The organism is Pseudomonas sp. KH_050, from assembly GCF_057838875.1.
Map to the genome: position 1 here is coordinate 689,493 of NZ_CM174478.1, position 22,317 is coordinate 711,809.

The 22,317-nt window shown below is 58.9% G+C and carries 23 protein-coding genes; 14 read left to right on the forward strand and 9 right to left on the reverse strand.

Annotated elements, in window-relative coordinates; all coding sequences use genetic code 11:
- Positions 1-70 precede the first annotated feature (70 nt).
- From AC3IUA_RS03155 to AC3IUA_RS03165, 3 genes are all read left to right on the forward strand, one after another.
- Positions 71-640, forward strand: a complete 570-nt coding sequence (locus AC3IUA_RS03155; RefSeq protein ID WP_489359077.1) for a GNAT family N-acetyltransferase — start codon at positions 71-73, stop codon at positions 638-640.
- Between the two features lie 99 nt (positions 641-739).
- Positions 740-1,609: an acyl-CoA thioesterase II gene (gene tesB / locus AC3IUA_RS03160; RefSeq protein ID WP_489359078.1), complete on the forward strand. Its 870-nt coding sequence runs from the start codon at positions 740-742 to the stop codon at positions 1,607-1,609.
- Positions 1,606-2,199: an HAD family hydrolase gene (locus tag AC3IUA_RS03165; protein ID WP_489359079.1), complete on the forward strand. Its 594-nt coding sequence runs from the start codon at positions 1,606-1,608 to the stop codon at positions 2,197-2,199. The genes tesB and AC3IUA_RS03165 overlap by 4 nt, the downstream gene beginning before the upstream one ends.
- A gap of 112 nt (positions 2,200-2,311) precedes the next feature.
- Here the strand turns inward: AC3IUA_RS03165 and AC3IUA_RS03170 are convergent, their stop codons facing one another.
- Both AC3IUA_RS03170 and ypfJ read right to left on the reverse strand, forming a co-directional pair.
- Complete coding sequence (locus AC3IUA_RS03170) at positions 2,312-3,268, reverse strand: alpha/beta hydrolase (protein WP_489359080.1); 957 nt, start codon at positions 3,266-3,268, stop codon at positions 2,312-2,314.
- A complete protein-coding gene (gene ypfJ, locus AC3IUA_RS03175; RefSeq protein WP_489359081.1) occupies positions 3,268-4,161 on the reverse strand; it encodes a KPN_02809 family neutral zinc metallopeptidase in 894 nt (297 codons plus the stop codon). Before ypfJ ends, AC3IUA_RS03170 begins: the two co-directional genes overlap by 1 nt.
- A 355-nt stretch (positions 4,162-4,516) precedes the next feature.
- Between ypfJ and AC3IUA_RS03180 the strand changes: the two genes are divergently transcribed.
- Both AC3IUA_RS03180 and AC3IUA_RS03185 read left to right on the forward strand, forming a co-directional pair.
- Positions 4,517-5,293, forward strand: a complete 777-nt coding sequence (locus tag AC3IUA_RS03180) for an IclR family transcriptional regulator (RefSeq protein WP_489359083.1) — start codon at positions 4,517-4,519, stop codon at positions 5,291-5,293.
- Positions 5,294-5,473: 180 nt separating this feature from the next.
- Positions 5,474-6,352 carry a DMT family transporter gene (locus AC3IUA_RS03185; protein ID WP_489359084.1) on the forward strand — a complete coding sequence of 293 codons (879 nt, stop codon included), beginning with the start codon at positions 5,474-5,476 and terminating at the stop codon, positions 6,350-6,352.
- Positions 6,353-6,409: 57 nt separating this feature from the next.
- Here AC3IUA_RS03185 and AC3IUA_RS03190 read toward each other — a convergent pair whose 3' ends face one another.
- Complete coding sequence (locus AC3IUA_RS03190) at positions 6,410-7,747, reverse strand: MFS transporter (protein ID WP_489359085.1); 1,338 nt, start codon at positions 7,745-7,747, stop codon at positions 6,410-6,412.
- A gap of 673 nt (positions 7,748-8,420) precedes the next feature.
- On the opposite strand from AC3IUA_RS03190, the gene quiC reads away from it, so the two are divergent.
- Together quiC and AC3IUA_RS03200 are read left to right on the forward strand one after the other, a co-directional pair.
- Positions 8,421-10,331: a 3-dehydroshikimate dehydratase QuiC gene (gene quiC / locus AC3IUA_RS03195; RefSeq protein ID WP_489359086.1), complete on the forward strand. Its 1,911-nt coding sequence runs from the start codon at positions 8,421-8,423 to the stop codon at positions 10,329-10,331.
- Positions 10,332-10,435: 104 nt separating this feature from the next.
- On the forward strand, positions 10,436-11,113 hold the full coding sequence (locus tag AC3IUA_RS03200; protein ID WP_489359087.1) for a TetR/AcrR family transcriptional regulator: 678 nt from the start codon (positions 10,436-10,438) through the stop codon (positions 11,111-11,113).
- A gap of 113 nt (positions 11,114-11,226) precedes the next feature.
- Here the strand turns inward: AC3IUA_RS03200 and AC3IUA_RS03205 are convergent, their stop codons facing one another.
- On the reverse strand, positions 11,227-12,081 hold the full coding sequence (locus tag AC3IUA_RS03205) for a shikimate dehydrogenase (protein WP_489359088.1): 855 nt from the start codon (positions 12,079-12,081) through the stop codon (positions 11,227-11,229).
- Positions 12,082-12,086: 5 nt separating this feature from the next.
- Positions 12,087-12,527, reverse strand: a complete 441-nt coding sequence (gene aroQ / locus AC3IUA_RS03210) for a type II 3-dehydroquinate dehydratase (protein WP_489359089.1) — start codon at positions 12,525-12,527, stop codon at positions 12,087-12,089.
- A gap of 324 nt (positions 12,528-12,851) precedes the next feature.
- Here aroQ and AC3IUA_RS03215 point away from each other — a divergent pair, with 324 nt between their 5' ends.
- Together AC3IUA_RS03215 and AC3IUA_RS03220 are read left to right on the forward strand one after the other, a co-directional pair.
- Positions 12,852-13,280, forward strand: coding sequence for a DUF4160 domain-containing protein (locus tag AC3IUA_RS03215; protein ID WP_489359090.1), 429 nt, complete (start codon positions 12,852-12,854; stop codon positions 13,278-13,280).
- A complete protein-coding gene (locus AC3IUA_RS03220; protein WP_489359091.1) occupies positions 13,277-13,723 on the forward strand; it encodes a DUF2442 domain-containing protein in 447 nt (148 codons plus the stop codon). Before AC3IUA_RS03215 ends, AC3IUA_RS03220 begins: the two co-directional genes overlap by 4 nt.
- A 65-nt stretch (positions 13,724-13,788) precedes the next feature.
- Here the strand turns inward: AC3IUA_RS03220 and trmA are convergent, their stop codons facing one another.
- Both trmA and AC3IUA_RS03230 read right to left on the reverse strand, forming a co-directional pair.
- Positions 13,789-14,877, reverse strand: coding sequence for a tRNA (uridine(54)-C5)-methyltransferase TrmA (gene trmA, locus AC3IUA_RS03225; RefSeq protein ID WP_489359092.1), 1,089 nt, complete (start codon positions 14,875-14,877; stop codon positions 13,789-13,791).
- Entirely contained in the window at positions 14,874-16,169 is a 1,296-nt protein-coding gene (locus tag AC3IUA_RS03230) for an NCS2 family permease (RefSeq protein ID WP_489359093.1), read from the reverse strand. The genes trmA and AC3IUA_RS03230 overlap by 4 nt, the downstream gene beginning before the upstream one ends.
- Positions 16,170-16,373: 204 nt before the next feature.
- On the opposite strand from AC3IUA_RS03230, the gene AC3IUA_RS03235 reads away from it, so the two are divergent.
- Both AC3IUA_RS03235 and AC3IUA_RS03240 read left to right on the forward strand, forming a co-directional pair.
- Entirely contained in the window at positions 16,374-16,829 is a 456-nt protein-coding gene (locus tag AC3IUA_RS03235) for a DUF4879 domain-containing protein (RefSeq protein WP_489359094.1), read from the forward strand.
- A 68-nt stretch (positions 16,830-16,897) separates the two neighbouring features.
- Positions 16,898-17,449: a DJ-1 family glyoxalase III gene (locus AC3IUA_RS03240; protein WP_489359095.1), complete on the forward strand. Its 552-nt coding sequence runs from the start codon at positions 16,898-16,900 to the stop codon at positions 17,447-17,449.
- 6 nt (positions 17,450-17,455) lie between these two features.
- Here the strand turns inward: AC3IUA_RS03240 and AC3IUA_RS03245 are convergent, their stop codons facing one another.
- Entirely contained in the window at positions 17,456-17,743 is a 288-nt protein-coding gene (locus tag AC3IUA_RS03245; protein WP_489362219.1) for a HigA family addiction module antitoxin, read from the reverse strand.
- A gap of 45 nt (positions 17,744-17,788) precedes the next feature.
- Positions 17,789-19,027 (reverse strand): MFS transporter, encoded by a 1,239-nt coding sequence (locus AC3IUA_RS03250; RefSeq protein WP_489359096.1) that lies wholly within the window; start codon positions 19,025-19,027, stop codon positions 17,789-17,791.
- A 524-nt stretch (positions 19,028-19,551) separates the two neighbouring features.
- Here AC3IUA_RS03250 and AC3IUA_RS03255 point away from each other — a divergent pair.
- The 3 genes from AC3IUA_RS03255 (at position 19,552) to AC3IUA_RS03265 (ending at position 22,255) form a co-directional block, all read left to right on the forward strand.
- Positions 19,552-20,991: a cytochrome ubiquinol oxidase subunit I gene (locus tag AC3IUA_RS03255; RefSeq protein ID WP_489359097.1), complete on the forward strand. Its 1,440-nt coding sequence runs from the start codon at positions 19,552-19,554 to the stop codon at positions 20,989-20,991.
- Between the two features lie 3 nt (positions 20,992-20,994).
- Complete coding sequence (gene cydB / locus AC3IUA_RS03260) at positions 20,995-22,002, forward strand: cytochrome d ubiquinol oxidase subunit II (RefSeq protein ID WP_489359098.1); 1,008 nt, start codon at positions 20,995-20,997, stop codon at positions 22,000-22,002.
- An 85-nt stretch (positions 22,003-22,087) separates the two neighbouring features.
- Positions 22,088-22,255, forward strand: a complete 168-nt coding sequence (locus tag AC3IUA_RS03265; RefSeq protein ID WP_489359099.1) for a DUF2474 domain-containing protein — start codon at positions 22,088-22,090, stop codon at positions 22,253-22,255.
- The last annotated feature ends 62 nt before the right edge of the window (positions 22,256-22,317 follow it).

The following is a 22,317-nucleotide window of genomic DNA, read 5'->3' on the forward strand; positions in this document are numbered from 1 at the left end:
GCATGTAGGAATGAGTGAAGGATCCTACCAGCGATGTAGACTTGCGACATGGAAACGGGAGAGGGGAACGATGGAGCCGATACTGAAACTTGAGAGCGCACGACTGTTGTTGCGTCAGTGGCAAGATGGTGATTTGCCGGAATTCGCAGCCATGTGCGCCGATCCCCAGGTCATGCGTTATTTTCCGGCACCCTTGAGTCGTCTGGAAAGTGCAGCATTGATCGGGCGAATACGCGGTCATTTTGCCGAGCATGGCTTTGGTCTGTGGGCGCTGGAGCGTAAGGATACCGGGGATTTTATCGGCCTGACCGGCCTGGCGCATGTCGGCTTCGACGCTAGGTTCACTCCGGCGGTGGAAATCAGCTGGCGCCTGGCTCGCGAGCATTGGGGGTTGGGCTACGCCAACGAAGCGGCCTGGGCCGCTCTGCGTTGCGGCTTTGACCGGTTGTCGCTGAAGGAGGTCGTGGCGTTTACTACCGCGAAAAACCTGCCGTCGCAGAAAGTCATGCAAGCAATCGGCATGCATTACGACCCTGCGCACGACTTCGAACATCCGAAGCTCGGCAGCGATGATCCATTGCGCCATCATGTGCTGTACCGCATTACCCGAGAACAATGGCTGGAAACCTTGCATGGATAAGCAGGCCTGGGCGTTTATGATGTGTCCCTTGTTGGCTCGGGCCAAAAACTGAATCGACCGCCGCAGCCAAGACTGCGCGGCATTGCGAGGAGAGTCTGAATGAGCCACGTTTTGGAAGATCTGGTCAACCTGCTGACCCTGGAGCCGATCGAAGAAAACCTGTTTCGCGGTCGCAGCCAGGACCTGGGCTTTCGTCAGTTGTTCGGCGGCCAGGTGCTTGGCCAGTCATTGTCGGCTGCCAGTCAGACCGTCGAAGAGACGCGTCACGTGCATTCGATGCATGGCTATTTTCTGCGCCCCGGCGACGCCGGTCTGCCGGTGGTCTATCAGGTCGACCGGGTGCGTGATGGCGGTAGCTTCAGTACCCGTCGCGTGACGGCGATCCAGAAGGGCAATCCGATCTTCACCTGCAGCGCTTCGTTCCAGTACGACGAAGTGGGTTTCGAACATCAGTTGCAGATGCCGCAAGTGGTCGGCCCGGAGAATCTGCCGTCGGAACTGGAGATCACCCAGCAGCATGCGCACCTGATCCCGGAAAACATGCGCGATAAGCTGCTGTGCGCCAAGCCGATCGAAGTACGGCCGGTCACCGAAAAAGACCCCTATAACCCACAACCCGGCGATCCGATCAAATACGTCTGGTTCCGTGCCGATGGCGCCCTGGCCGACTCGCCGGCACTGCACAAGTACCTGCTGGCCTACGCGTCGGACTTCGGCCTGTTGACCACCTCGTTGCTGCCCCATGGCAAGTCGGTCTGGCAGAAAGACATGCAGGTCGCCAGCCTTGACCATGCCTTGTGGTTCCACGGTAATCTGCGCGCCGATGACTGGCTGCTCTATGCGATGGACAGCCCGTGGGCCGGTAATTCCCGCGGGTTTTCCCGTGGCAGCGTGTTCAATCGCGCCGGTCAATTGGTGGCTTCGGTCACTCAGGAAGGCTTGATTCGTCACCGCAAGGATTGGGCATGAGTCTGGGCGAGGTGCGGTACTGGGTGTTCGACATGGACGGCACGCTGACGATTGCCGTGCACGATTTCGCGGCGATTCGCGAAGCGCTGGCGATTCCCGCCGAACACGACATCCTGACCCACCTCGCCGCGCTGCCAGCTGATGAGGCAGCGGCCAAACATGCCTGGTTGCTTGAGCATGAACGGGATCTGGCGCTGGGTTCGCGGCCGGCCCCCGGGGCGGTGGAGTTGGTGCGCGATTTGGCGGGGCGTGGCTATCGCCTTGGCATCCTGACCCGCAACGCCCGTGAGCTGGCCCATGTGACCCTGGAGGCGATCGGTCTGGCGGACTGCTTTGCGGTGGAGGATGTGCTGGGCCGCGATGAAGCTCCACCAAAACCTCATCCGGGTGGTTTGCTGAAACTGGCCCGGGCCTGGAATGTCGCACCGAGCGAGTTGGTGATGGTCGGTGATTATCGCTTCGACCTGGACTGCGGTCGCGCGGCGGGAGCGCGGACCGTGCTGGTCAATCTGCCGGATAATCCGTGGCCGGAATTGACTGATTGGCATGCGCAGGATTGTCTGGCGTTGCGGCAGATGTTGTCCGTTTGAAGATCAAAAGATCGCAGCCTGCGGCAGCTCCTACAGGTGAACGCGGTCACCTGTAGGAGCGGCGGTGCGGCGATCCGACTTTACCGCTAGGGCGTCGAAGCCTGGATTTGGACTACCTGAACAACGCCTTTTGCCCCTCCGGCGAGGTAAACATTCCATCCCTATCATGGCCAACCCCGGGCACTACGATCAGTTGCTGAGTCAACCCTTGAGGGTGGCGCCGCTTCAGATAGTTGAAAAAATACTGCCCGCGGATCAATCGATTCGCGCCTTGGGCCTGAGCCTCACACTTTTTATCCAGCATCGGATGATTCGGGTCGTTGTCCTGCTGCCCCAGTAGATAAACAATGTCACGTTGGGTGTATTTTTCCTCCAGTTGTATGGCTGTTTGCCCACCGGCATAGGCGGGCAAGTCCTTCAGCCCGTACTTCCAGCGATGGAAGGCCGGACAACCGGCGTGACTGAAGGCCACCGGCCGTTGCTCATTGAAATAGGCGTACGAAGAAGGATTGGCGATCACGTAGCGCACCTGCACGCCGGCCGTCTTGAGGGCCGGCTGGTCCTGACTCAACAACGCGTAACGCTGGACTACCTGCGCGCCACCGGAGTGACCGGCGATGACGATTTCCTTTACGTCCGGAAACTGTTGGTGATCACCCAGTCGGGCGACGATTTCGTCGATAACACTGTAGGAACTCAGAGGATATTGACCTGAGGATAAGCCGCCGGCCATCCAGTCATTGCCCTGCCAGCGCAATACGCTGTCAGGCAGTTGATGGCTAGCGATATCGGTTTCATTGAGAAATTGCGGGGCGACCACCAGAGTGGTCATGTTTTGCCCGGCCTTATCGACTGCTTGTTCAGCGCTCTGGCGGTAGGTTTCAGCATTGCGTGAACGACCATGAATGACGATCAGCACACGCTCGATTTTAGTCGGCGCGGGGCCTACGCTCACCGCCATCTCGCCGCCTTTCAACTGCAAGCGCCCAGAGCTGATCGCCTTCACCTCCTGCTCGGCAGCCTGGGTGCTGGCGCAGATGATCAGTAGGGCCAGCAGCCACGTACGCATTACAGGTTTTTCGCCGCGAAGGTGTCGCATTGGCTGACCTGACCTTGGGTGAAGCCGGTCTTGAACCAGCGAACCCGTTGCACTGAGGAACCATGGGTGAACGAGTCCGGCACCACACGGCCCTGACCCTGCTGTTGCAAGCGGTCATCACCGATGGCATTGGCCGCGTTCAGCGCTTCTTCGATGTCTCCCGGCTCCAGCCAGTTCAAACGTTTCTGCGCATTGTTGGCCCAGACACCCGCCAGGCAGTCGGCCTGCAGTTCCTGACGCACCAGCAAACCGCCGTCGCCTTCCATGCGCTGGCCCTGTTGCCGCGCAGCCTGGATTTTCGCGGAAACCCCGAGCAGGGTTTGTACGTGATGGCCGATTTCGTGGGCGATCACGTAGGCTTGAGCAAAGTCGCCGGCAGCAGAGAAACGCTGGGACATTTCGCGGAAGAAGCTCATGTCCAGATAAACCTTCTGGTCCGCCGGGCAATAGAAGGGGCCGGTGGCGGAGGTGGCAAAGCCGCAGGCGGAGTTCACTCCGTTGCTGAACAGGATCAGCGTCGGGTTCTTATAGTTGCGCCCGGCCTGCTGGAAAATCTGACCCCAGGTGTCCTCTGTGTCACCCAGGATGGAGCGGACGAATTCTGCCTGCTCATCGTTGGCCGGTGGCGCCTTGCGAGTTTGTTGAGTAGCCGGTGCCGATTGCTCGGTCATCTGCCCGGTCAGTTCGCCGATAATCTGCATCGGATCCTGGCCGGTCAGCCAGCCAATGCCGACGATCAGCACAATGGCCGTCAGACTCAGGCCCTTGCCACCACCGAAACGCATCCCACCGCCGCCAACACTCGTATCGTCACCGCGAGCATCCACCACGTTGTCGCTGCGTCGGCCTTTTTTCCATAGCATGTGGCAATCCTCTACTTAAGCTTGGTGATGAGTGTTGCTGGTGAGTGGGACTGACGCCAGTCCGGTCGTCCGGCATTTGTCTCGCACGTTAGCATTCACGGCACTGTTTCTCAGTGGCCGGAGAATATCCAGAACTCCATAGAGCATGGAAATCCCATCTAATTCCGTCAGGTGATGGTTTTATGCAGTTTGCCAACAGAACGTCGAAAACAACCAAATGATTGTTATTTTATGGAACTTGATTTCAAAATATAATCAAAAAACAAAGGCTGATTTTGCATTGGGACTCAGTTCCGGATTTCAAAGTCAACCTGCTGTCTTCTAGAATCAAGCAAATTTCTCTGGACCCTCACCCATGGCCGGCAGTCAAATCGAGCGCGTTTTCAGCGTTCTGGAAAGTCTCACCAGTGACCCGCGAGGTCTGCCGATGCAAGCCTTGGCGGAGCAGCTGGACATCCCGAAAAGCGCCACCCACCGTCTGCTTGCCGAGCTGATTCGCCTGGGTTATGTACGGCAGAATCCAGACAATCTGCGTTATCACCTGTCGACCAAACTGGTCGCCATGGGCTTTCGTTACCTGTCCAGCAGCGGGGCCGATATCGTTCAGCCGGTGCTTGATCGCCTGGCTCAGGAAACCGGTGAATTGGTTCGCCTGGGGGTGATCGAGGGCGAACGCCAGACCTGGATCGCCAAGTCCCAGGGGGCTCGTTCCGGCCTGCGTTACGACCCGGACATGGGGCGCGATGCGCCGTTGTCCTACACCGCTTCCGGGCATGCCTGGCTGGCCTGTTTGAGCGATGCCGAGGCCTTGTCGCTGGTTGAAAGGCAGGCCACGGACGTGCCGTTGGAGCTGGGCCCGAATGCCCCACGTTCCAACATCGAGCTGCTCGAACGCCTGCGTCTGGCCCGCGAGCACGGCTATGCCTGGGTCGAAGAGAGTTCGGCAGTCGGCACCTCGGCCATTGCCGCGGTGGTGCGTCATCCACTGGATGGGCGGGTCATCGGAGTGCTCAGCGTTGCCGGGCCGAGTGCGCGAATGCCCCAGGCACGACTGCATGAGCTGGCGCCGCTGCTGCTGAAGTTTGCGGACGAGTTGTCGGCGGCGAGCCAGGCGTCGGAGTTGTTTAGTTGAGCCTTTCGGGCTGACCTCATCGTAGGGATGGCGTCGAGCGTTTCACAATTTGTTCGCTGTTCGCACACTATCTTGCTACCCTCTTGATTGAAAGTGGAACTGAGTTCTAAATAATCGAAATTCACTTCGTCGCCTATTAAGGGTTTTCATGCCCTTGATGCATGACTCAAGAGAGCTCTCATGACCCTCAGCACCCCCCTTTCCGGTGTCAATCAGCCCCTAAAGGGCATTCTGTTGGTGGTGGTGGCGACCTTTCTGTTTTCCAGTCATGACGCCTTGTCGAAATACCTCTCTGGTTTCTACCCGGTGGTGATGGTGGTATGGGCTCGGTATGTGGTTCACACCTTGTTGATGGCCGGGATTTTCCTGCCGCAATCGGGTTTGCGGGTATTGCGCAGCAAACGCCCGCTGTTGCAGCTTTTGCGGGCGCTGTGCCTGCTCAGCACCAGCCTGTTGTTCACTACCGGCCTGTTATTCATCCCGCTGGCAGAAGCGACGGCGGTGAATTTTCTTGCGCCGGTATTGGTCACGGCGCTGTCGGTGCCGCTGCTCGGTGAGCATGTAACCCGCGGCCAATGGCTGGCGGTGATCTGCGGTTTCATCGGGGTACTGATCATCGTCCATCCCGGCGGCGAGTTGTTCACTGCGGCGGTGCTGTTGCCATTCTGCTCGGCACTGTTTTTCTGCTTCTATCAATTGCTCACGCGCAAGCTCAGCGAGTTCGACAGCCCGACGACCAGTAATTTCTTCGCCGGCCTGTGCAACACCTTGGTGATGAGTGCTTTGGTCCCGTTCTTCTGGCAAGTGCCGGGCGTTGTCGATGGTTTGCTGATGGTCGCGCTGGGGGCCTGTGGCATGACTGCACATCTGTTCCTGACTCAGGCGTTCCGCCATGCGGCACCCGCGTTGCTGGCCCCCTTTGGTTATTGCCAGATTGTCTTCGCCGGTCTGCTCGGTTGGCTGCTGTTTTCCCACACGCCGAGCCTGGCCACTGTGTTTGGCATCGGGGTGATTTGTCTGAGTGGGTTGGCGGCGGTCTGGCAACAGCGGCGTCAGTGATGGATCGACGCCGCCGAGGTGTGCAGGCCTGGAGCCAGGCCTGCGGGAGAGGCTGGATCAGTCTTCGATTTTCGGGATCTTGCGCGGCGCCATGAAGTACATCCAGATCAGCGCAATGAAATACATCGCCGGAATCATGGTGAACAGCACGGTGTAGTTGTTGTTAGTGATGGTCAGGATATGGCCGACCAACTGGGTCATGAACATCCCGCCGATGGCTGCACACATGCCGCCGAAACCGAACACCGTGCTCATCATGTGCTTGGGCGTGTAATCCATCACCAGGCTCCAGATGTTCGCGGTCCAGGCCTGGTGCGCACCGATGGCCAGGGAAATGGCGAACACCGCGACCCACAGATTGCTCGAACCAGCCGCCATGACCACACCGATGATGCAGCAGGCGAACAGCAGCATCGACATCAGCCGTGCCTTGATCGGGTTGATTCCACGACCGATCAGGAATGAAGACAGAATGCCGCCGCCGACGCTGCCGAAGTCGGCGGTCAGGTAAATGATGATCAGCGGGATACCCATTTGGGTCACGTTGATGCCCAGGTTGTATTGCTGGTTCAGAAAGGGTGGCAGCCAGTACAGGTAGAACCAGAACACCGGCGCGGTGAGCGAATAGGCAAGGGCGAAGGCCCAAGTGCCACGCATACGCAGGATTCGCGAGAAGGGCACGCGGGTGGGTTCTGGTTCGACTTCCTGCTGGATGTAGTCCAGTTCGGATTGTTTGACCGAAGGGTGATCTTCCGGGTTGAAGTATTTCAGGCCCCAGAACACCAGCCAGATCCCGCCCAGCGCCGACATGCAGAGGAACGCCGTCTGCCAGCCCCAAACGTGGAGGATCAGCGGTAGCAACATGGGAGTGAACATTGCTCCGACGTTGGTCCCGGCGTTGAAGATACCGGTGGCCACGGCGCGCTCACCGGCGGGGAACCACAGCCGGGTGGTTTTTACGCAGGCCGGATAGTTGGCCGCTTCGGTCAGTCCGAGGATGAATCGGCAGACCATGAAGCCGACCGCGGAAGTCGCCAGGCCGTGGGCACCGGTCGCCAGGCTCCAGAGCAGCACTGCGCAGAAGAACACCCGCTTGACGCCGACCCGGTCGATCAATCGACCCTGCAGCACGAAGCCGATGGCATAGCCGACCTGGAACCAGAAGTTGATGTTGGCGTAGTCCATCGCCGTCCAGCTCATTTCCTTGGCAAGGATGGGTTGCATCACCCCCAGTGCGGCGCGGTCGATGTAGTTCAACGTAGTGGCAAAAAACACCAGTGCCAGCATGCCCCAACGGGTCTTGCCGACGGCCATTGCCGAGCGAATCTTGTCACCTACGCCGCCGGACGAGGCACCCAGGCCAGAGGTCATGCGTGAGCTTTGAGTAGGAATCATGTGGGCCATCCGTTCAATGACTGACGAGCGATGCTCGTCGGGACTTCAAGGGCGCGTGATCAATCGTCGGGGGCGCGGGCAAACCCTGGGCCAACTCAATGATTGATCGGCTGAGTGTTCTCGTCGACTCAAGCCTGAACTGAGCGGACGAAAGCGGTTTATTCAGCGAGCAGGCACGGTTCAGCCAAGGGCACTTGAAGTGTCCGGAAGAGGGGTGCGAGTGGGCGCCAGGCAAGGCGCTGGGTCTATTGAGCGGAAGAGCAAGGCGTTGAATGTGAGCATGTGGGTGTACCCGGTTTTTGAAATTTTTATGGTCTGTTCTGGGTCTTTGGTCACTGAGCCGCGCTTTTGCCAGCGGGCTCAATGTGCTGTCGATGGTGCGCAGTGGGCGAAAAATCGTCAATTCGTCAACGGCCATTGTGTTCGATAATCGCCCATAAAACTAACCAGTTCGTACACTTTGAATTGCTGTATGGAGGGTCCGGCTCAATAATTCACATCGCTGACTGCGTAGCAGCTGCCGAAGGCTGCGTTCGGCCGCGAAGCGGTCGCAATCAAGCTGACTCGGTGTATCAGATGAATCGCGGTCGCCCATTCTACGACCGCTGCGCGGCCGAACGCAGGCTCCGCCAACTGCTACGAGTTCTGTGCACATAACATCGGGAGTTGAAACATGCAGCGTTCCATTGCCACCGTTTCCTTGAGCGGCACCCTGCCGGAAAAGCTTGAAGCCATTGCCGCTGCCGGTTTCGACGGGGTGGAGATTTTCGAGAATGACCTTCTCTACTACGACGGCAGCCCGCGGGAAATCAGGCAAATGTGCGCCGACCTCGGTATTGCCATCACGCTGTTTCAACCGTTCCGCGATTTTGAAGGCTGCCGCCGCGACCGCTTGCCACGCAACCTCGAACGGGCCGAGCGTAAGTTCGACCTGATGCAGGAGTTGGGTACCGACCTGGTGTTGGTGTGCAGCAACGCCTCGGCAGACTGTGTCGGCGATGAGCAGATCCTGATCAACGACTTGCGTCTGCTGGCCGAGCGCGCCGGCACCCGCGGCCTGCGCATTGGCTATGAAGCCTTGGCCTGGGGCCGGCATGTGAACACTTATCAACAGGTCTGGAACATTGTTCGTCAGGCCGATCACCCGAGCCTTGGAGTGTTGCTGGACAGTTTTCATACCCTGTCGCTCAAGGGCGACCCGAGTGCCATTGCCGAGATTCCCGGCGACAAAATCTTCTTCGTGCAAATGGCCGATGCGCCGATTCTGGCTATGGACGTTCTGGAGTGGAGTCGGCATTTCCGCTGTTTCCCGGGACAAGGCGAGTTTGACTTGCCAGGTTTCCTCGCACCGATCATCAAGAGCGGCTACAGCGGGCCGCTGTCGCTGGAAATCTTCAATGACGGCTTCCGCGCCGCGCCGCCTCGGGCCAATGCCGCGGATGGTCTGCGTTCGCTGCTCTATCTGGAAGAAAAGACTCGCGAGCGCCTGCAACAAGAAGCCGTGCCGGTGGCCAACCTCGATACGCTGTTCGCTACGCCTGCGGTCAGCGAGTACGACGGTATCGAGTTTCTTGAATTCGCGGTGGATGAAAGCCTCGGCGCCAAGCTGTCCCACTGGCTGGAGCGACTGGGTTTCGTCAAGGCCGGCCAGCATCGCTCCAAGAGCGTCAGTCTGTTGCGTCAGGGTGATATCAACCTGATCCTCAACTCCGAACCCTATTCCTTTGCCCACAGTTTTTTCGAAGCCCACGGCCCGTCGCTGTGCGCCACCGCGATCAGGGTCAAGGACAGCGCCAGCGCGCTGGCCCGGGCAGTGGCTTATAAAGGTCAGCCTTATCGCGGCCTGGTCGGGCCAAACGAGCTTGAACTGGCGGCGGTGCGGGCACCGGATGGCAGCCTGATTTACTTGGTGGACCGGGACGCCGACGGGAAAACCCTCTATGACACTGACTTCAACCTGCAACCGGCGTCGACCGCCAGCGGTGGCCTCAAGCGCATCGATCATATGGCCATGGCTCTGCCGGCGGACAGTCTCGACAGCTGGGTGCTGTTCTACAAAAGCCTGCTGGATTTCGAGGCCGACGATGAAGTGGTGCTACCGGATCCTTATGGCCTGGTGAAGAGCCGAGCGCTGCGCAGCCGATGCAGTTCGATTCGTTTGCCGCTGAACATCTCCGAAAATCGCAACACGGCGATTTCTCACGCCCTGTCCAGTTATCGCGGTTCAGGGGTGCACCACATCGCCTTCGATTGTGAGGACATCTTCGTCGAAGTCAGGCGGGCCAAAGAGGCCGGTGTGCCGCTGCTGGACATCCCGCTCAACTACTATGACGACCTCGCGGCACGCTTCGATTTCGACGACGAATTCCTCAGCGAACTGGCGTACTACAACGTGTTGTATGACCGCGACGCACAAGGTGGCGAGCTGTTCCACGTCTACACCGAACCCTTCGAAGGACGTTTCTTCTTCGAGATTATCCAGCGCAGGAATGGCTACGCGGGCTATGGCGCGGCAAACGTCGCGGTGCGTCTGGCAGCGATGGCCAAGTCGCGCAGCGGGGGTGTGCGGCACGCCAAGTTGTAGGCATTTCGTAAGGGGAGGGGGTAAACAGCCCCCTCCGTGCTTTCTTTCACTGCGCGGTGCGGCTCATAATCGGCAGACTGTGCAGTGATGGCTGTGAGCCCAGAATGACAATGACCTCAGAACTCTCTATAGCGCCCGACGAACCTGCTCTCGAGCGGCGCAAGAGTCGCAAGAACAACCCGGAAAAGACCCGCGAGAACATTCTTCAAGAAGCCATTGTCGAATTCGTTCAGCAGGGGCTTTCGGGTGCTCGTGTTGATGCCATCGCCGAGCGCATCCACACCTCCAAGCGCATGATCTATTACTACTTCGGCAGTAAGGAACAGCTCTACGTTGAAGTGCTGGAAAAGCTCTACGGCGATATCCGCAACACCGAGAGCCGTCTGCACCTGACTGCGCTGCAACCTCGTGAGGCCATACGACGGCTGGTGGAATTCACCTTCGATCACCATGACCGCAATGTTGATTTCGTGCGTATCGTCAGCATCGAGAACATCCACAACGCCGAGTATGTGAAGCAGTCCGACGCGATCAAGGCGATGAACAACACCATCCTTCATGCACTGGGTGAAATTCTGCAGCGCGGGGTCAAGGACGGAGTGTTCCGCAGCGGGCTTGAGCCGCTGGACGTGCATTTGCTGATCAGTTCGTTCTGCTTCTACCGGGTCTCGAATCGTCATACCTTCGGCGAAATCTTTCAGATCGACCTGCCGGATGAAGCGATCAAACAGCGCCATCGCGAGATGATTTGCGAGTCGGTGTTGAGGTATCTACAGGCCTGACGCTTCAAGTCAGGTGTGCTGCCTAAAAGATCGCAGCCTGTCGGCAGCTCCTACGGGCTGCGGAACGGCATGACACGCCGCCGTTTGTAGGAGCTGGCTGCGATCTTTGCTTTTCAACCATTCATGCTCTGAAAATGCTCCAGCATCCGCTGCGCATCCGGCGCCACCCCACTGAACAATTCAAATGCTTTCACCGCCTGGAACACCGCCATGGTGCCGCCATCCAGTGTGCGGCAACCCAACGCACGGGCGTTGCGCAGCAGTTCGGTTTCCAAGGGGAAGTAGACGATCTCCGCGACCCACAAGGCCGCGTGCAGCAACTCCACTGGCACCGGCATTCCAGGCAGCTTGGCCATGCCCATCGGTGTGGTGTTCACCAGGCCATCGGCTTGCGCCAGTGCGCTCGGCAGATCGCTTCCTGAATGGGCGCGGCCGGTACCGAAGTGCTTGTTGAGATTGTCTGCCAGGCTTTGCGCGCGACTGGTTTCCACATCGAAAATGCTCAGCTGTTGCACACCTTCGCTCAGCAACGCATGGGCCACCGCTGCCCCCGCACCGCCAGCCCCCATCTGCACCACTCGCTCGCGGGCGACGCCCTTCAGGCCGCGCCGAAAACCCTCGGCGAAACCCAGGCAATCAGTGTTGTGACCGATGCGCTTGCCATCCTTGAGCACCACGGTATTCACCGCGCCGATACCGCGGGCTTCCGCTGAGAGTTCATCGAGCAATGGCAGGATCATTTGCTTGCATGGGAAGGTGATATTCAGCCCGGTGAAACTCATTCGCTCGGCGGCCATCAGCAGGTCGGACAGGGCGCTACTGTCGAGCTTCAATTGATCCAGGTCGATCAGCCGATAGAGGTAGCGCAGGCCTTGGGCATCGCCTTCGTGTTCGTGCAGCGCTGGTGTGCGCGAGGCCTGGATTCCCGCGCCAATCAGTCCTGCCAGCACACTGTTGTTTCGCGACATATCGATCACCCCTTCAACCGCTGGCTAAAATGCGCCAGCGCCAGGCGATAGCCATTGCTGCCGAATCCACAGAGCACCGCCGTGGCGATCGCTGATACGAACGAGTGATGACGGAACGGCTCGCGGGCGTGGACGTTGGACAGGTGTACCTCGATCACTGGCAGTTCGCTCGCCACCAACGCATCGCGGATCGCCACCGAAGTGTGGGTCCAGGCTGCCGGGTTGATCACGATCCCGGCGCAGCGGCCGCGGGCACTGTGAATCCAGTCGAGCAACTCGCCTTCGTGATTGGTCTGGCGAAACTCCACGGCCAGACCGAACTCCTCTGCGGCGCGGCCGCACAAGATCGAAATGTCCGCCAGGGTTTCACGACCATAAGTCGCTGGCTCGCGAGTACCGAGCAAGTTCAGGTTTGGGCCATTGAGCACCAGAACGATAGGTGGCATGGGGTATCTCCATTGTTGTTTTTGGCTTTGGCCGAGAGGATCAGCCTGCGGAGATAAAATGTACTAACTAGTTAATACGGTCAATTGCAGTACGGCCGTAAACGGGGAAGGACGCAAAGAAGTGTTCGCTGATCGGACATTCAGCTGCAGCGCCGAGGGCAAGCTTGTAAGGAATGCTTACTACTTTGCGGCCTGAGGCGAGAGCCGTTGCCCGTCGCCAGAACTAATCTCAAGACCGGATAGGGGTATGGAAAAACTGCCAGCCGTCGGATCATCGACGAAAAACGGGCTTTACGGATTTATAAACCTAACGGATGGGTTAGCATGAAGGTATGCAAGTACAAAGGATTGGTGATGGTGGTCATGCTGCGCGACGAACATTGTCCGCCTCACGTGCATGTGGACGGCGGCAGATGGAGTGCCCGTTTCAAATTCAGCTTCTGGCACAACGGCGTCGAACTCTGGGATGTCATTCCTTATTCGCGTCGACCCCCTCTGGCGGTGCTTGAGAGGCTACGCCAGGAACTGAAACAACCTGCCCATTTGCAGCAGGCTCGCAGAGTCTGGTGGAGCAGATTAAGTACGGTCTGCCTGGACAATCAGTCATGGGATTGGCTGGCGGATGAAGTGGTTGCAACGAAGGGATCTGGGGGCACGACTTATCTGATTGAGTCTGCTCGCTATGAGATAGAAGGAAATAGAACCCTGCTGGGGCTGCTTGAAGCGCCGGACGGGGTGGAGATCGAATTATGAAAACGCTAAAGGCCAAGGCGCATATCGACCGGCCGGTGACCGAGGCTGTTCTGGATCAGGCGATAGAGCGTGGCCAGGCGCGCCGCAGTGGTGGGGTGAATGCGACCACGGTGAAATTTCAGGAGCAGTGCCTGTCGATCGGTTTTGCAGACGACAGCAGAATTCTTCTACCGATAAAGAACTACCCAGAGTTCGATGATTTCACCGTCGCGGATTTCGACAGCCTGGAAGTAGGTTTTGCAGGTACCGCGATCTGTCATCAGGCGCGGGACTTACAGGTTTCCATTGCCGGTCTGATATCGGCCAGCAAGCCGTTGATGGACATGGCGGCGGTAGTGGTCGCTTCTCGTAATGGTCGCCAGAGCAGCATTGCCAAAGCCCAGGCGGCGCGTGCCAACGGCAAGAAGGGTGGTCGTCCGCGCAAGGTCGATGTGGCTCTTTGAACAGCCCGAATGCTCCAGACAAAACAGCCGTCATTACGACGGCTGTTTTGTTTGTCAGATCGGTTTCAGCGTCGGGTCAACAACACCCCGGACTCCATGTGATGGGTCCACGGGAACTGGTCAAACATCGCACATTGGGTGATGCGGTGGGTGTCATGCAGTTGCGCGATGTTGGCCGCGAGGGTTTGCGGGTTGCACGAGATATAGAGGATATTCTCGAAGCGCCGGGTCAGCTCGCAGGTGTCCGGGTCCATGCCGGCGCGCGGCGGGTCGACGAACACGCTGCCGAACTCGTAGCTCTTGAGGTCGATGCCGTGCAGGCGGCGGAACGGGCGAACCTCATTCAGCGCTTCGGTCAGTTCTTCGGCGGACAATCGCACCAGACTGACGTTATCCACTGCGTTTTCACTGAGGTTGCTCAGGGCGGCATTCACCGACGTCTTGCTGATTTCGGTGGCCAGCACTTTGCGTACGCGGGTCGCCAGCGGCAGGGTGAAGTTGCCGTTGCCGCAATATAACTCGAGCAAATCATCGGAACGCTCGCCGAGAGCCTCGAAAGCCCAGTTGAGCATCTTCTGGTTGACCATGCCGTTTGGCTGGGTAAAGGCACCCTCTGGTTGGCGGTAGCTGAACATGCGGCCGCCGACGTCGAATTTCTCGACCACATAATCGCGACCGATTACTTCACGTTTGCCCTTGGAGCGGCCGATCACGCTGACATTCAAATCGGCGGCCAGCTGCTTGGCAGCCACTTGCCAGTGCTCGTCCAGTGGGCGGTGATAGCACAGGGTGATCATCGCATCACCCGCCAGGGTGGTCAGGAAATCCACCTGAAACAGCTTGTGACTCAAGGCTGCGCTGGCTTGCCACGCGGCTTTGAGCTGCGGCATCAATTGATTGATGCGCAGGCTGGCGATCGGGAACTCTTCGATCAGGATCGGCGTGCGATTGTCCCCCGGAGCGAACATCGCATAGTGGCGCTGGCCGTCTTCGCGCCAAAGGCGGAATTCGGCACGCAGCCGGTAATTTTTCAGCGGTGAATCGAACACCTGAGGCTCGGGCGCATCGAAAGGCGCCAGCAACTCGCGCAGGCGCGCAGTTTTTTCATCGAACTGAAGGGTGTAGGACCCGGAATCGAAAGACGGAGCACTCATGCGTTGAACCAACCCAACTTGATCACGAACAGAATCGACAGAATCACCAGCGCCGAGTTCAGTTCACGGCCACGACCGGACAACAGCTTGATGGCGGTCCAGGAAATAAAGCCGAAGGCAATGCCGTTGGCGATGGAGTAGGTGAACGGCATGGCCAGGGCGGTGACGACCACAGGCGCGGCAACGGTGATGTCGTCCCAGTCTATTTCAGCCAGGCCGGAGGTCATCAATACCGCGACGAACAGCAAGGCTGGCGCGGTAGCGAAGGCTGGAACGCTGGCGGCCAGTGGCGAAAAGAAAAGCGCCAACAAGAACAGGATCGCCACGACAACGGCGGTCAAACCGGTACGGCCACCGGCACTGACGCCTGCTGCCGATTCGATGTAACTGGTGGTGGTCGAGGTGCCCAGCAAGGAACCGGCCATGGCCGCGGTGCTGTCGGCGATCAACGCACGGCCCATTTTCGGCATGTGGCCGTCCTTGCCCATCAGCCCGGCGCGTTTGGCCACACCGATCAGCGTGCCGGAGTTGTCGAACAGGTCAACGAACAGGAAGGCGAAGATTACGCTGACCAGTCCGATGTCCAGCGCGCCCATGATGTCCAGTTGCAGGAAGGTCGGCGCCAGCGATGGCGGCATCGACATCACGCCGCCGAACGGGGTGAAGCCCAGCGCAATGGAAACAATAGTCACCGAGAGGATGCCGATCAGCACCGCGCCGCGAATCTTCAGCGCTTCAAGGGCGACGATCAGGGCGAAACCGAGAGTGGCGAGGATCGGAGCCGGTTGTTTCAGATCGCCCAGGCCAACCATGGTGGCCGGGTTGCCGACCACGATACCTGCGTTATGCAGGGCGATCAGCGCCAGAAACAAACCAATACCCGCGGCAATTGCCGAGCGCAACGCCAGCGGGATGCTGTTGATGATCCATTCGCGAATGCGGAAGATCGACAACAGGAAAAACATCACCGCTGAGATGAACACCGCCCCCAATGCCACTTGCCAGGTATGGCCCATATTCAGGACCACGGTGTAGGTAAAGAAGGCGTTCAAGCCCATGCCCGGCGCCAGGGCGATCGGGTAGTTGGCGATCAGGCCCATCACGGTCGAACCGATGGCCGCCGCCAGACAGGTCGCGACAAACACCGCACCCTTGTCCATGCCGGTCTCGCCGAGGATGCTCGGGTTAACGAACAGAATGTAGGCCATGGCCAGGAAGGTCGTGAGGCCCGCAAGAATCTCGGTCCGCACGTTGGTGTTGTGTTCCTTGAGTTGAAACAGCCTTTCCAGCATGTCTGCTCCCCGTGGCGCACCGGGCGCCGTGAATGTATCGACCTGAATAGCAAAGCACAGACGACTTGAAGCACCTGTGGATTTTCTGTGGGTCGGAAAAAGCCGCGCATCATACCAGCAGCGTGCGCGAATGGCTGCGATCGTCGGCGTTGTTTTGCCATGGCAGGGAGTGGGGCATACTGCGCGCAGGTTTTGGGGGTAGATATGTATTGCACAAAGAACAGTGTGGTTTTCGGCCTTGGGCTGCTGGGGGCCTTGCTGATGAGCGTGCAAGCGGCCTTGGCGGCCTCGGCTGCGCCGTTGACTGAGGTCAGGGTTCTCAAGGTCGAATCGCCGGCCTGTGGTTTTGAAGATATGGCGCAAGACCAGGTGCAGACGCGCTGCGATCACAAGGGGCCGAATATCAAGGTCTACGTGCTGGAGCAGGGCTATGGCCGGGAGCCGCGGGTTGCGCTGGATGGGCTCGGTGTGGACGGTACTCGTACGCGGGTTTGCGCAAACGCTAACGACAAACTGGTGGAATGCTCCTCCACGGCGAAAATCGTCGGCTATCTCTACATCTTCGATCTGGCCGGTAAGCAGCAAGGCCATTTTACTTTCAGCAATACATCGATCAATCCACCGCAAAACACTCTATCGGCACAGATCTACATCAAGTAATCGAACTGCTCGGACCTTTGTCGGGAAAAGCTGACTACGCTTTAACAAACCTAGTGTGGAAACAGCCCATGACCTTTAGAGCCCTGATCACCCTCGCCGAAGGCATCGACGACCTGCAAAGCGTGACCCTGATCGATGTGTTGCGCCGCGCCAAAATAGAAGTGGTAGTGGCCAGCATCGAGGCGCGGCGCATGCTCACCTGCGCCCGCGGCACCCGGGTGACTGCCGATGGCATGCTGATGGATGTGCTGGCACAGCATTTCGACTTGATCGTATTGCCCGGAGGAATGGTTGGCGTCCAGCATTTGGCGGCCCATCAACCCTTGCTGCAATTGGTCAAGGACCAGGCGGCGGCGGGACGCCTGTTCGCAGGCATCGCCGAGGCCCCGGCGGTGGCCTTGCAGACTTACGGCGTTCTGCGCCAGCGACGCATGACCTGCCTGCCAATGGTCAGCCATTATTTGTCCGGCTGTACCTTCATCGACCAGCCGATCGTGGTGGACGGCAACTGCATCACTGCCCAGGGCTCCGGCGCGACGCTGGAGTTGGCTCTGACCCTGGTGGAGAAATTGTGTGGCAAGGGCAAACGGGCTGCGGTGGCAGGGGATTTGCTGGTTTAGCGGCATTCAGGCATGGACAGCAATAGGTTCGATGATCGGCTGCTCGCGGTGCTCGGCTTGCCAGAGGTCGTAGTCGGCCTGAACACCTAGCCATGTCCGCGCCTTACCAATACCAGCACGCTCGAGGCGAACCGCCAGGTCCGGACTGATCGGCGCATGGCCATGCAAAACCCTGGAGAAGTGCGGACGCGCATAGCCCAGCCGGTGGGCCAGTTCGGTGATGGTAATGCCGAGTTCGGGTAATACATCCTCCAGAAGGGTTTCGCCAGGGTGCGGCGGATTGTGCATGGGCATTGGCAAGTAGGTGCGGGACTTCCCCATCACCCTCGACAAGCTGTCTTAGGCTTTTACTACCTCTGCTGGCACCTGCATGTGGTCGCGCCTGGCCAGGGATGGGAACAGCTTGACCCACACCCCGGTGACCACCAGGGTGCCGATCCCGCCGAGCACCACCGCCGGCACGGTACCCAACCAATGAGCGGTCACTCCGGATTCGAACTCGCCCAACTGGTTCGAAGCACCAATGAACAATCCATTCACAGCGCTGACCCGGCCGCGCATTTCGTCCGGGGTTTCCAGTTGCACGAAGGAGGCGCGGATCACCATGCTGATCATGTCCGCCGCGCCCAGCACCACCAGCACCGCGAGAGAGAACCAGAACGAGGTCGACAGGCCAAAGGCGATAGTCGCGACACCGAACACGCCGACTGCGGTGAACATGATTCGCCCGACCTGGCGTTCCACGGCGAAACGCGCCAGCCACAACGACATCAACAAGGCACCGACCGCAGGGGCGGAGCGCAGCAATCCAAGACCCCAGGGCCCGGTGAGCAGGATGTCTTTGGCGAATACCGGCAGCAGCGCTGTCGCACCGCCCAGCAGGACGGCAAACAGGTCCAGGGAAATCGCCCCGAGAATATCCGGGCGACTGCGAATGAAGCGAATCCCCGCCAGCAGCGAGTCGAGCGTGGCCTTGCCTTTGTTCAGCGGCGTTTGCCGGGCCGGCAGGTTGAGCATCAGCAGGCAGGCAATGAGGTACAAAAGCACTGTCGGGCCATAGACCCAGACGCTGCCGAAGGCGTAAAGCAAACCACCCAGGGCCGGCGCGACGATGGTCGCCGATTGCTGGGCCGACTGTGACGCCGCAACGGCTCGCGGGAACAGTGCGCTGGGGACAATAGTCGGCAGCAAGGCTTGAGTCGTCGGCATTTCGAACGAGCGGGCGGCACCCAGCAGGAACGCGAGGATAAAGATCATTTCCCGAGTGACGTTGTCGGTGGCGCTGCCGATGACTAGCGCCAGGGCGATCAAGGCTTGCAGGGACTGGCAGAGGGCCGCGACCTTGCGTCGGTCATAACGGTCTGCCACATGCCCGGTGTGGAGCATGAACAGCACCCGCGGTGCGAACTCCACCAACCCGACCCAGCCGAGGTCCAGGACATTGCCGGTCAGTTGGTAGAGGTTCCAGCCGATGGCCACGGTGAGCATCTGGAAACCACTGGCGGTAAACACCCGAGCCAGCCAGAACGCAATGAAAGGGCGATGATGGCGCAACAGCAGCGGGGTTTGGCTAGGCATCTGAAGACAGGTCTGGGCCGGGGGAAGGGCAAGATTATCAGCAAGCTGTAACCAGAAGTTGCAGTCTCAGGAAATTTAGTTAGCTAGACACCTATTTAGAACGTGACGATGTTCCCCTGTGGCGAGGGGGCTTGCCCCCGCTCGGCTGCGAAGCAGTCGTAAACCGGCTGACTCGGTATGCCTGAGGAAATGAGGTGATCGGGTTTGGGGGGGCTTCGCACCCCAACGGGGGCAAGTCCCCTCGCCACAGTGTTCGGTTCTGTAACTGGCATTGCGCATGGTGAGGCAACCTGTCACGCGACAAAAGACCACACAGTCCAGGCCGGGAAATGGGACTACTCTTTGAACGTTGCTTGATCCAGATCAATTCCATTTCGGAAAAGTTCTGATGGCCAGATGGCCAGAATCCCTGCGTTGTGCTGTTTGAAAAAGAACGAATTTGAATTCGCCGCACTCCATATCCGTGGGGGCCGTGGGTGCAGGCCTTTAGCCGGCAGCCGGTATTACCTGACAGAGGAAGACTTATGTTCGGTTTGGAGGCACTTGATCTCGCCCGAATTCAGTTCGCGTTCACCATTTCGTTCCACATCCTGTTCCCGGCCATCACCATTGGCCTGGCGAGTTACCTGGCGGTGCTCGAAGGCCTGTGGCTGAAGACGAACAACGACACTTACCGCGATCTGTACCATTTCTGGTCGAAGATCTTTGCCGTCAATTTCGGCATGGGCGTGGTTTCCGGTTTGGTCATGGCCTATCAGTTCGGCACCAACTGGAGCCGATTCTCGGACTTCGCCGGTTCCGTGACCGGTCCGTTGCTGACGTACGAGGTACTGACAGCGTTCTTCCTTGAGGCCGGTTTCCTTGGCGTCATGCTGTTCGGCTGGAACAAGGTCGGACGCAATCTGCACTTCTTCGCCACGGTCATGGTGGCCATCGGCACCCTGATCTCGACCTTCTGGATTCTCGCGTCCAACAGCTGGATGCAGACGCCGCAAGGCTATGAAATCGTCAATGGCCAAGTGATTCCGGTGGACTGGCTGGCGGTGATCTTTAACCCGTCGTTCCCGTATCGCTTGATGCACATGGCGACTGCAGCGTTTGTCGCTACCGCCTTCTTCGTCGGCTCCTCGGCGGCCTGGCACTTGCTGCGCGGCAAGGACAACCCGGCGATCCGCACCATGCTCTCGATGGCCATGTGGATGGCATTGATCGTGGCGCCGATTCAAGCCGTCATCGGTGACTTCCACGGCCTCAACACGCTTAAGCACCAGCCGGCGAAAATTGCCGCGATTGAAGGCCACTGGGAAAACCATGGCGATGAACCGACTCCGTTGATTCTGTTCGGCTGGCCGGACATGAAAGAAGAGCGGACCAAATTCGCGGTAGAGATTCCGTACCTGGGCAGCCTGATCCTCACGCACACCCTGGACAAACAGGTACCGGCGCTCAAGGAATTCCCACCTGAAGACCGGCCGAATTCGACGATTGTGTTCTGGTCGTTCCGGATCATGGTCGGCCTTGGCTTCCTGATGATTTTCACCGGTTTGTGGAGCCTGTGGCTGCGCAAGCGCGACAAGCTGTATACCTCGCGCCCGTTCCTCTACCTGGCATTGTGGATGGGCCCGTCTGGCCTGATCGCAATCCTCGCCGGTTGGTTCACCACTGAAATCGGCCGCCAGCCGTGGGTGGTCTACGGTTTGATGCGCACGGCGGATGCTTCCTCCAATCACAGCTTCATGCAGATGAGCATCACGTTGGTTCTGTTCGTGGTGGTTTATTTCGCGCTGTTCGGTGCCGGTCTGGGCTACATGATGCGCCTGGTGCGCAAAGGGCCGAAGATCAACGAAGGCAAGGGAACCAACGACGGTGGTCCTGGGCAGAAACGCACGCCGGCCCGTCCGCTGTCCGCAGCCGACGACAACGGTGAAGGCGATCACAGCCACAGCCTGAACAAGGAGATTTGAATCATGGGTATTGATCTTCCGCTGATCTGGGCCGTGATCATCATCTTCGGCATCATGATGTACGTGGTCATGGACGGTTTTGACCTTGGCATCGGGATCCTCTTCCCTTTCATCAAGGGCAAGAGCGACCGTGACGTGATGATGAACACCGTCGCGCCGGTCTGGGACGGTAACGAGACCTGGCTGGTACTGGGCGGCGCGGCGTTGTTCGGCGCTTTCCCGCTGGCCTATTCGGTGGTGCTCTCGGCGCTGTACCTGCCGTTGATTTTCATGTTGATCGGGCTGATTTTTCGCGGCGTGGCCTTCGAGTTTCGCTTCAAGGCCAGAGACGACAAACGCCACCTCTGGGACAAGGCCTTCATCGGTGGCTCGATCGCCGCAACCTTCTTCCAGGGCGTGGCGCTGGGTGCGTTTATCGATGGATTTCCGGTGGTCAACCGCCAGTTCGCCGGCGGTTCACTGGACTGGCTGACGCCGTTCACAATGTTCTGTGGTGCGGCATTGGTGGTGGCTTATGCGTTGCTGGGTTGCACCTGGCTGATCATGAAGACCGAAGGCAAGCTGCAGGAGCAGATGCATGACCTGGCGCGGCCGTTGGCCTTCGTGGTACTGGCGGTGATTGGCATCGTCAGCATCTGGACACCGCTGGCTCATGCCGATATCGCCGAGCGCTGGTTCACCTTGCCGAACCTGTTCTGGTTCCTGCCGGTGCCGATTCTGGTGCTGGTGACCATGTATGGTCTGATCCGCGCTGTGGCCCGCAATGCCCATTACACGCCATTCCTGCTAACCCTGGTGCTGATATTCCTTGGCTACAGTGGCCTGGGTATCAGCCTGTGGCCGAACATCGTGCCGCCGTCGATCTCGATCTGGGACGCCGCCGCGCCGCCGCAAAGTCAGGGTTTCATGCTGGTCGGCACGCTGTTTATCATCCCGTTCATCTTGGGGTATACCTTCTGGAGCTATTACGTGTTCCGCGGCAAGGTCACCCACGAAGATGGGTATCACTAGGTAGGAGCTGCCGATAGGCTGCGATCTTTTGATCTTGATCTTTCCCACACTAGGTACCACCGAACCCCAGAGAGGATTCCAGGCAATGACCGGTAAACATTCCTTGCAGGAAATCGAACAGGCCGAGAAAAAACCGCTCTGGCAGCGACTCGGCTGGCTGGCGGTGATCTGGACCGGCAGCGTGCTGGCCCTGGCCATTGTTGCCGGCCTGATGCGCATGTTCATGAACGCCGCCGGGCTGAGCACACACTGATATTCGCCATACCCAATCCCATCCCGTTGCCTTGCGGCACGGATTTATAACCCTCCATCGGA

Bases quoted from the DNA above. Each gene is read 5' to 3' on its own strand.
- AC3IUA_RS03155 (WP_489359077.1), top strand. From the start codon at position 71: ATGGAGCCGATACTGAAACTTGAGAGCGCACGACTGTTGTTGCGTCAG.
- tesB (WP_489359078.1), top strand. From the start codon at position 740: ATGAGCCACGTTTTGGAAGATCTGGTCAACCTGCTGACCCTGGAGCCG.
- AC3IUA_RS03165 (WP_489359079.1), top strand. From the start codon at position 1,606: ATGAGTCTGGGCGAGGTGCGGTACTGGGTGTTCGACATGGACGGCACG.
- AC3IUA_RS03170 (WP_489359080.1), bottom strand. From the start codon at position 3,268: ATGCGTACGTGGCTGCTGGCCCTACTGATCATCTGCGCCAGCACCCAG.
- ypfJ (WP_489359081.1), bottom strand. From the start codon at position 4,161: ATGCTATGGAAAAAAGGCCGACGCAGCGACAACGTGGTGGATGCTCGC.
- AC3IUA_RS03180 (WP_489359083.1), top strand. From the start codon at position 4,517: ATGGCCGGCAGTCAAATCGAGCGCGTTTTCAGCGTTCTGGAAAGTCTC.
- AC3IUA_RS03185 (WP_489359084.1), top strand. From the start codon at position 5,474: ATGACCCTCAGCACCCCCCTTTCCGGTGTCAATCAGCCCCTAAAGGGC.
- AC3IUA_RS03190 (WP_489359085.1), bottom strand. From the start codon at position 7,747: ATGATTCCTACTCAAAGCTCACGCATGACCTCTGGCCTGGGTGCCTCG.
- quiC (WP_489359086.1), top strand. From the start codon at position 8,421: ATGCAGCGTTCCATTGCCACCGTTTCCTTGAGCGGCACCCTGCCGGAA.
- AC3IUA_RS03200 (WP_489359087.1), top strand. From the start codon at position 10,436: ATGACAATGACCTCAGAACTCTCTATAGCGCCCGACGAACCTGCTCTC.
- AC3IUA_RS03205 (WP_489359088.1), bottom strand. From the start codon at position 12,081: ATGTCGCGAAACAACAGTGTGCTGGCAGGACTGATTGGCGCGGGAATC.
- aroQ (WP_489359089.1), bottom strand. From the start codon at position 12,527: ATGCCACCTATCGTTCTGGTGCTCAATGGCCCAAACCTGAACTTGCTC.
- AC3IUA_RS03215 (WP_489359090.1), top strand. From the start codon at position 12,852: ATGAAGGTATGCAAGTACAAAGGATTGGTGATGGTGGTCATGCTGCGC.
- AC3IUA_RS03220 (WP_489359091.1), top strand. From the start codon at position 13,277: ATGAAAACGCTAAAGGCCAAGGCGCATATCGACCGGCCGGTGACCGAG.
- trmA (WP_489359092.1), bottom strand. From the start codon at position 14,877: ATGAGTGCTCCGTCTTTCGATTCCGGGTCCTACACCCTTCAGTTCGAT.
- AC3IUA_RS03230 (WP_489359093.1), bottom strand. From the start codon at position 16,169: ATGCTGGAAAGGCTGTTTCAACTCAAGGAACACAACACCAACGTGCGG.
- AC3IUA_RS03235 (WP_489359094.1), top strand. From the start codon at position 16,374: ATGTATTGCACAAAGAACAGTGTGGTTTTCGGCCTTGGGCTGCTGGGG.
- AC3IUA_RS03240 (WP_489359095.1), top strand. From the start codon at position 16,898: ATGACCTTTAGAGCCCTGATCACCCTCGCCGAAGGCATCGACGACCTG.
- AC3IUA_RS03245 (WP_489362219.1), bottom strand. From the start codon at position 17,743: ATGCCCATGCACAATCCGCCGCACCCTGGCGAAACCCTTCTGGAGGAT.
- AC3IUA_RS03250 (WP_489359096.1), bottom strand. From the start codon at position 19,027: ATGCCTAGCCAAACCCCGCTGCTGTTGCGCCATCATCGCCCTTTCATT.
- AC3IUA_RS03255 (WP_489359097.1), top strand. From the start codon at position 19,552: ATGTTCGGTTTGGAGGCACTTGATCTCGCCCGAATTCAGTTCGCGTTC.
- cydB (WP_489359098.1), top strand. From the start codon at position 20,995: ATGGGTATTGATCTTCCGCTGATCTGGGCCGTGATCATCATCTTCGGC.
- AC3IUA_RS03265 (WP_489359099.1), top strand. From the start codon at position 22,088: ATGACCGGTAAACATTCCTTGCAGGAAATCGAACAGGCCGAGAAAAAA.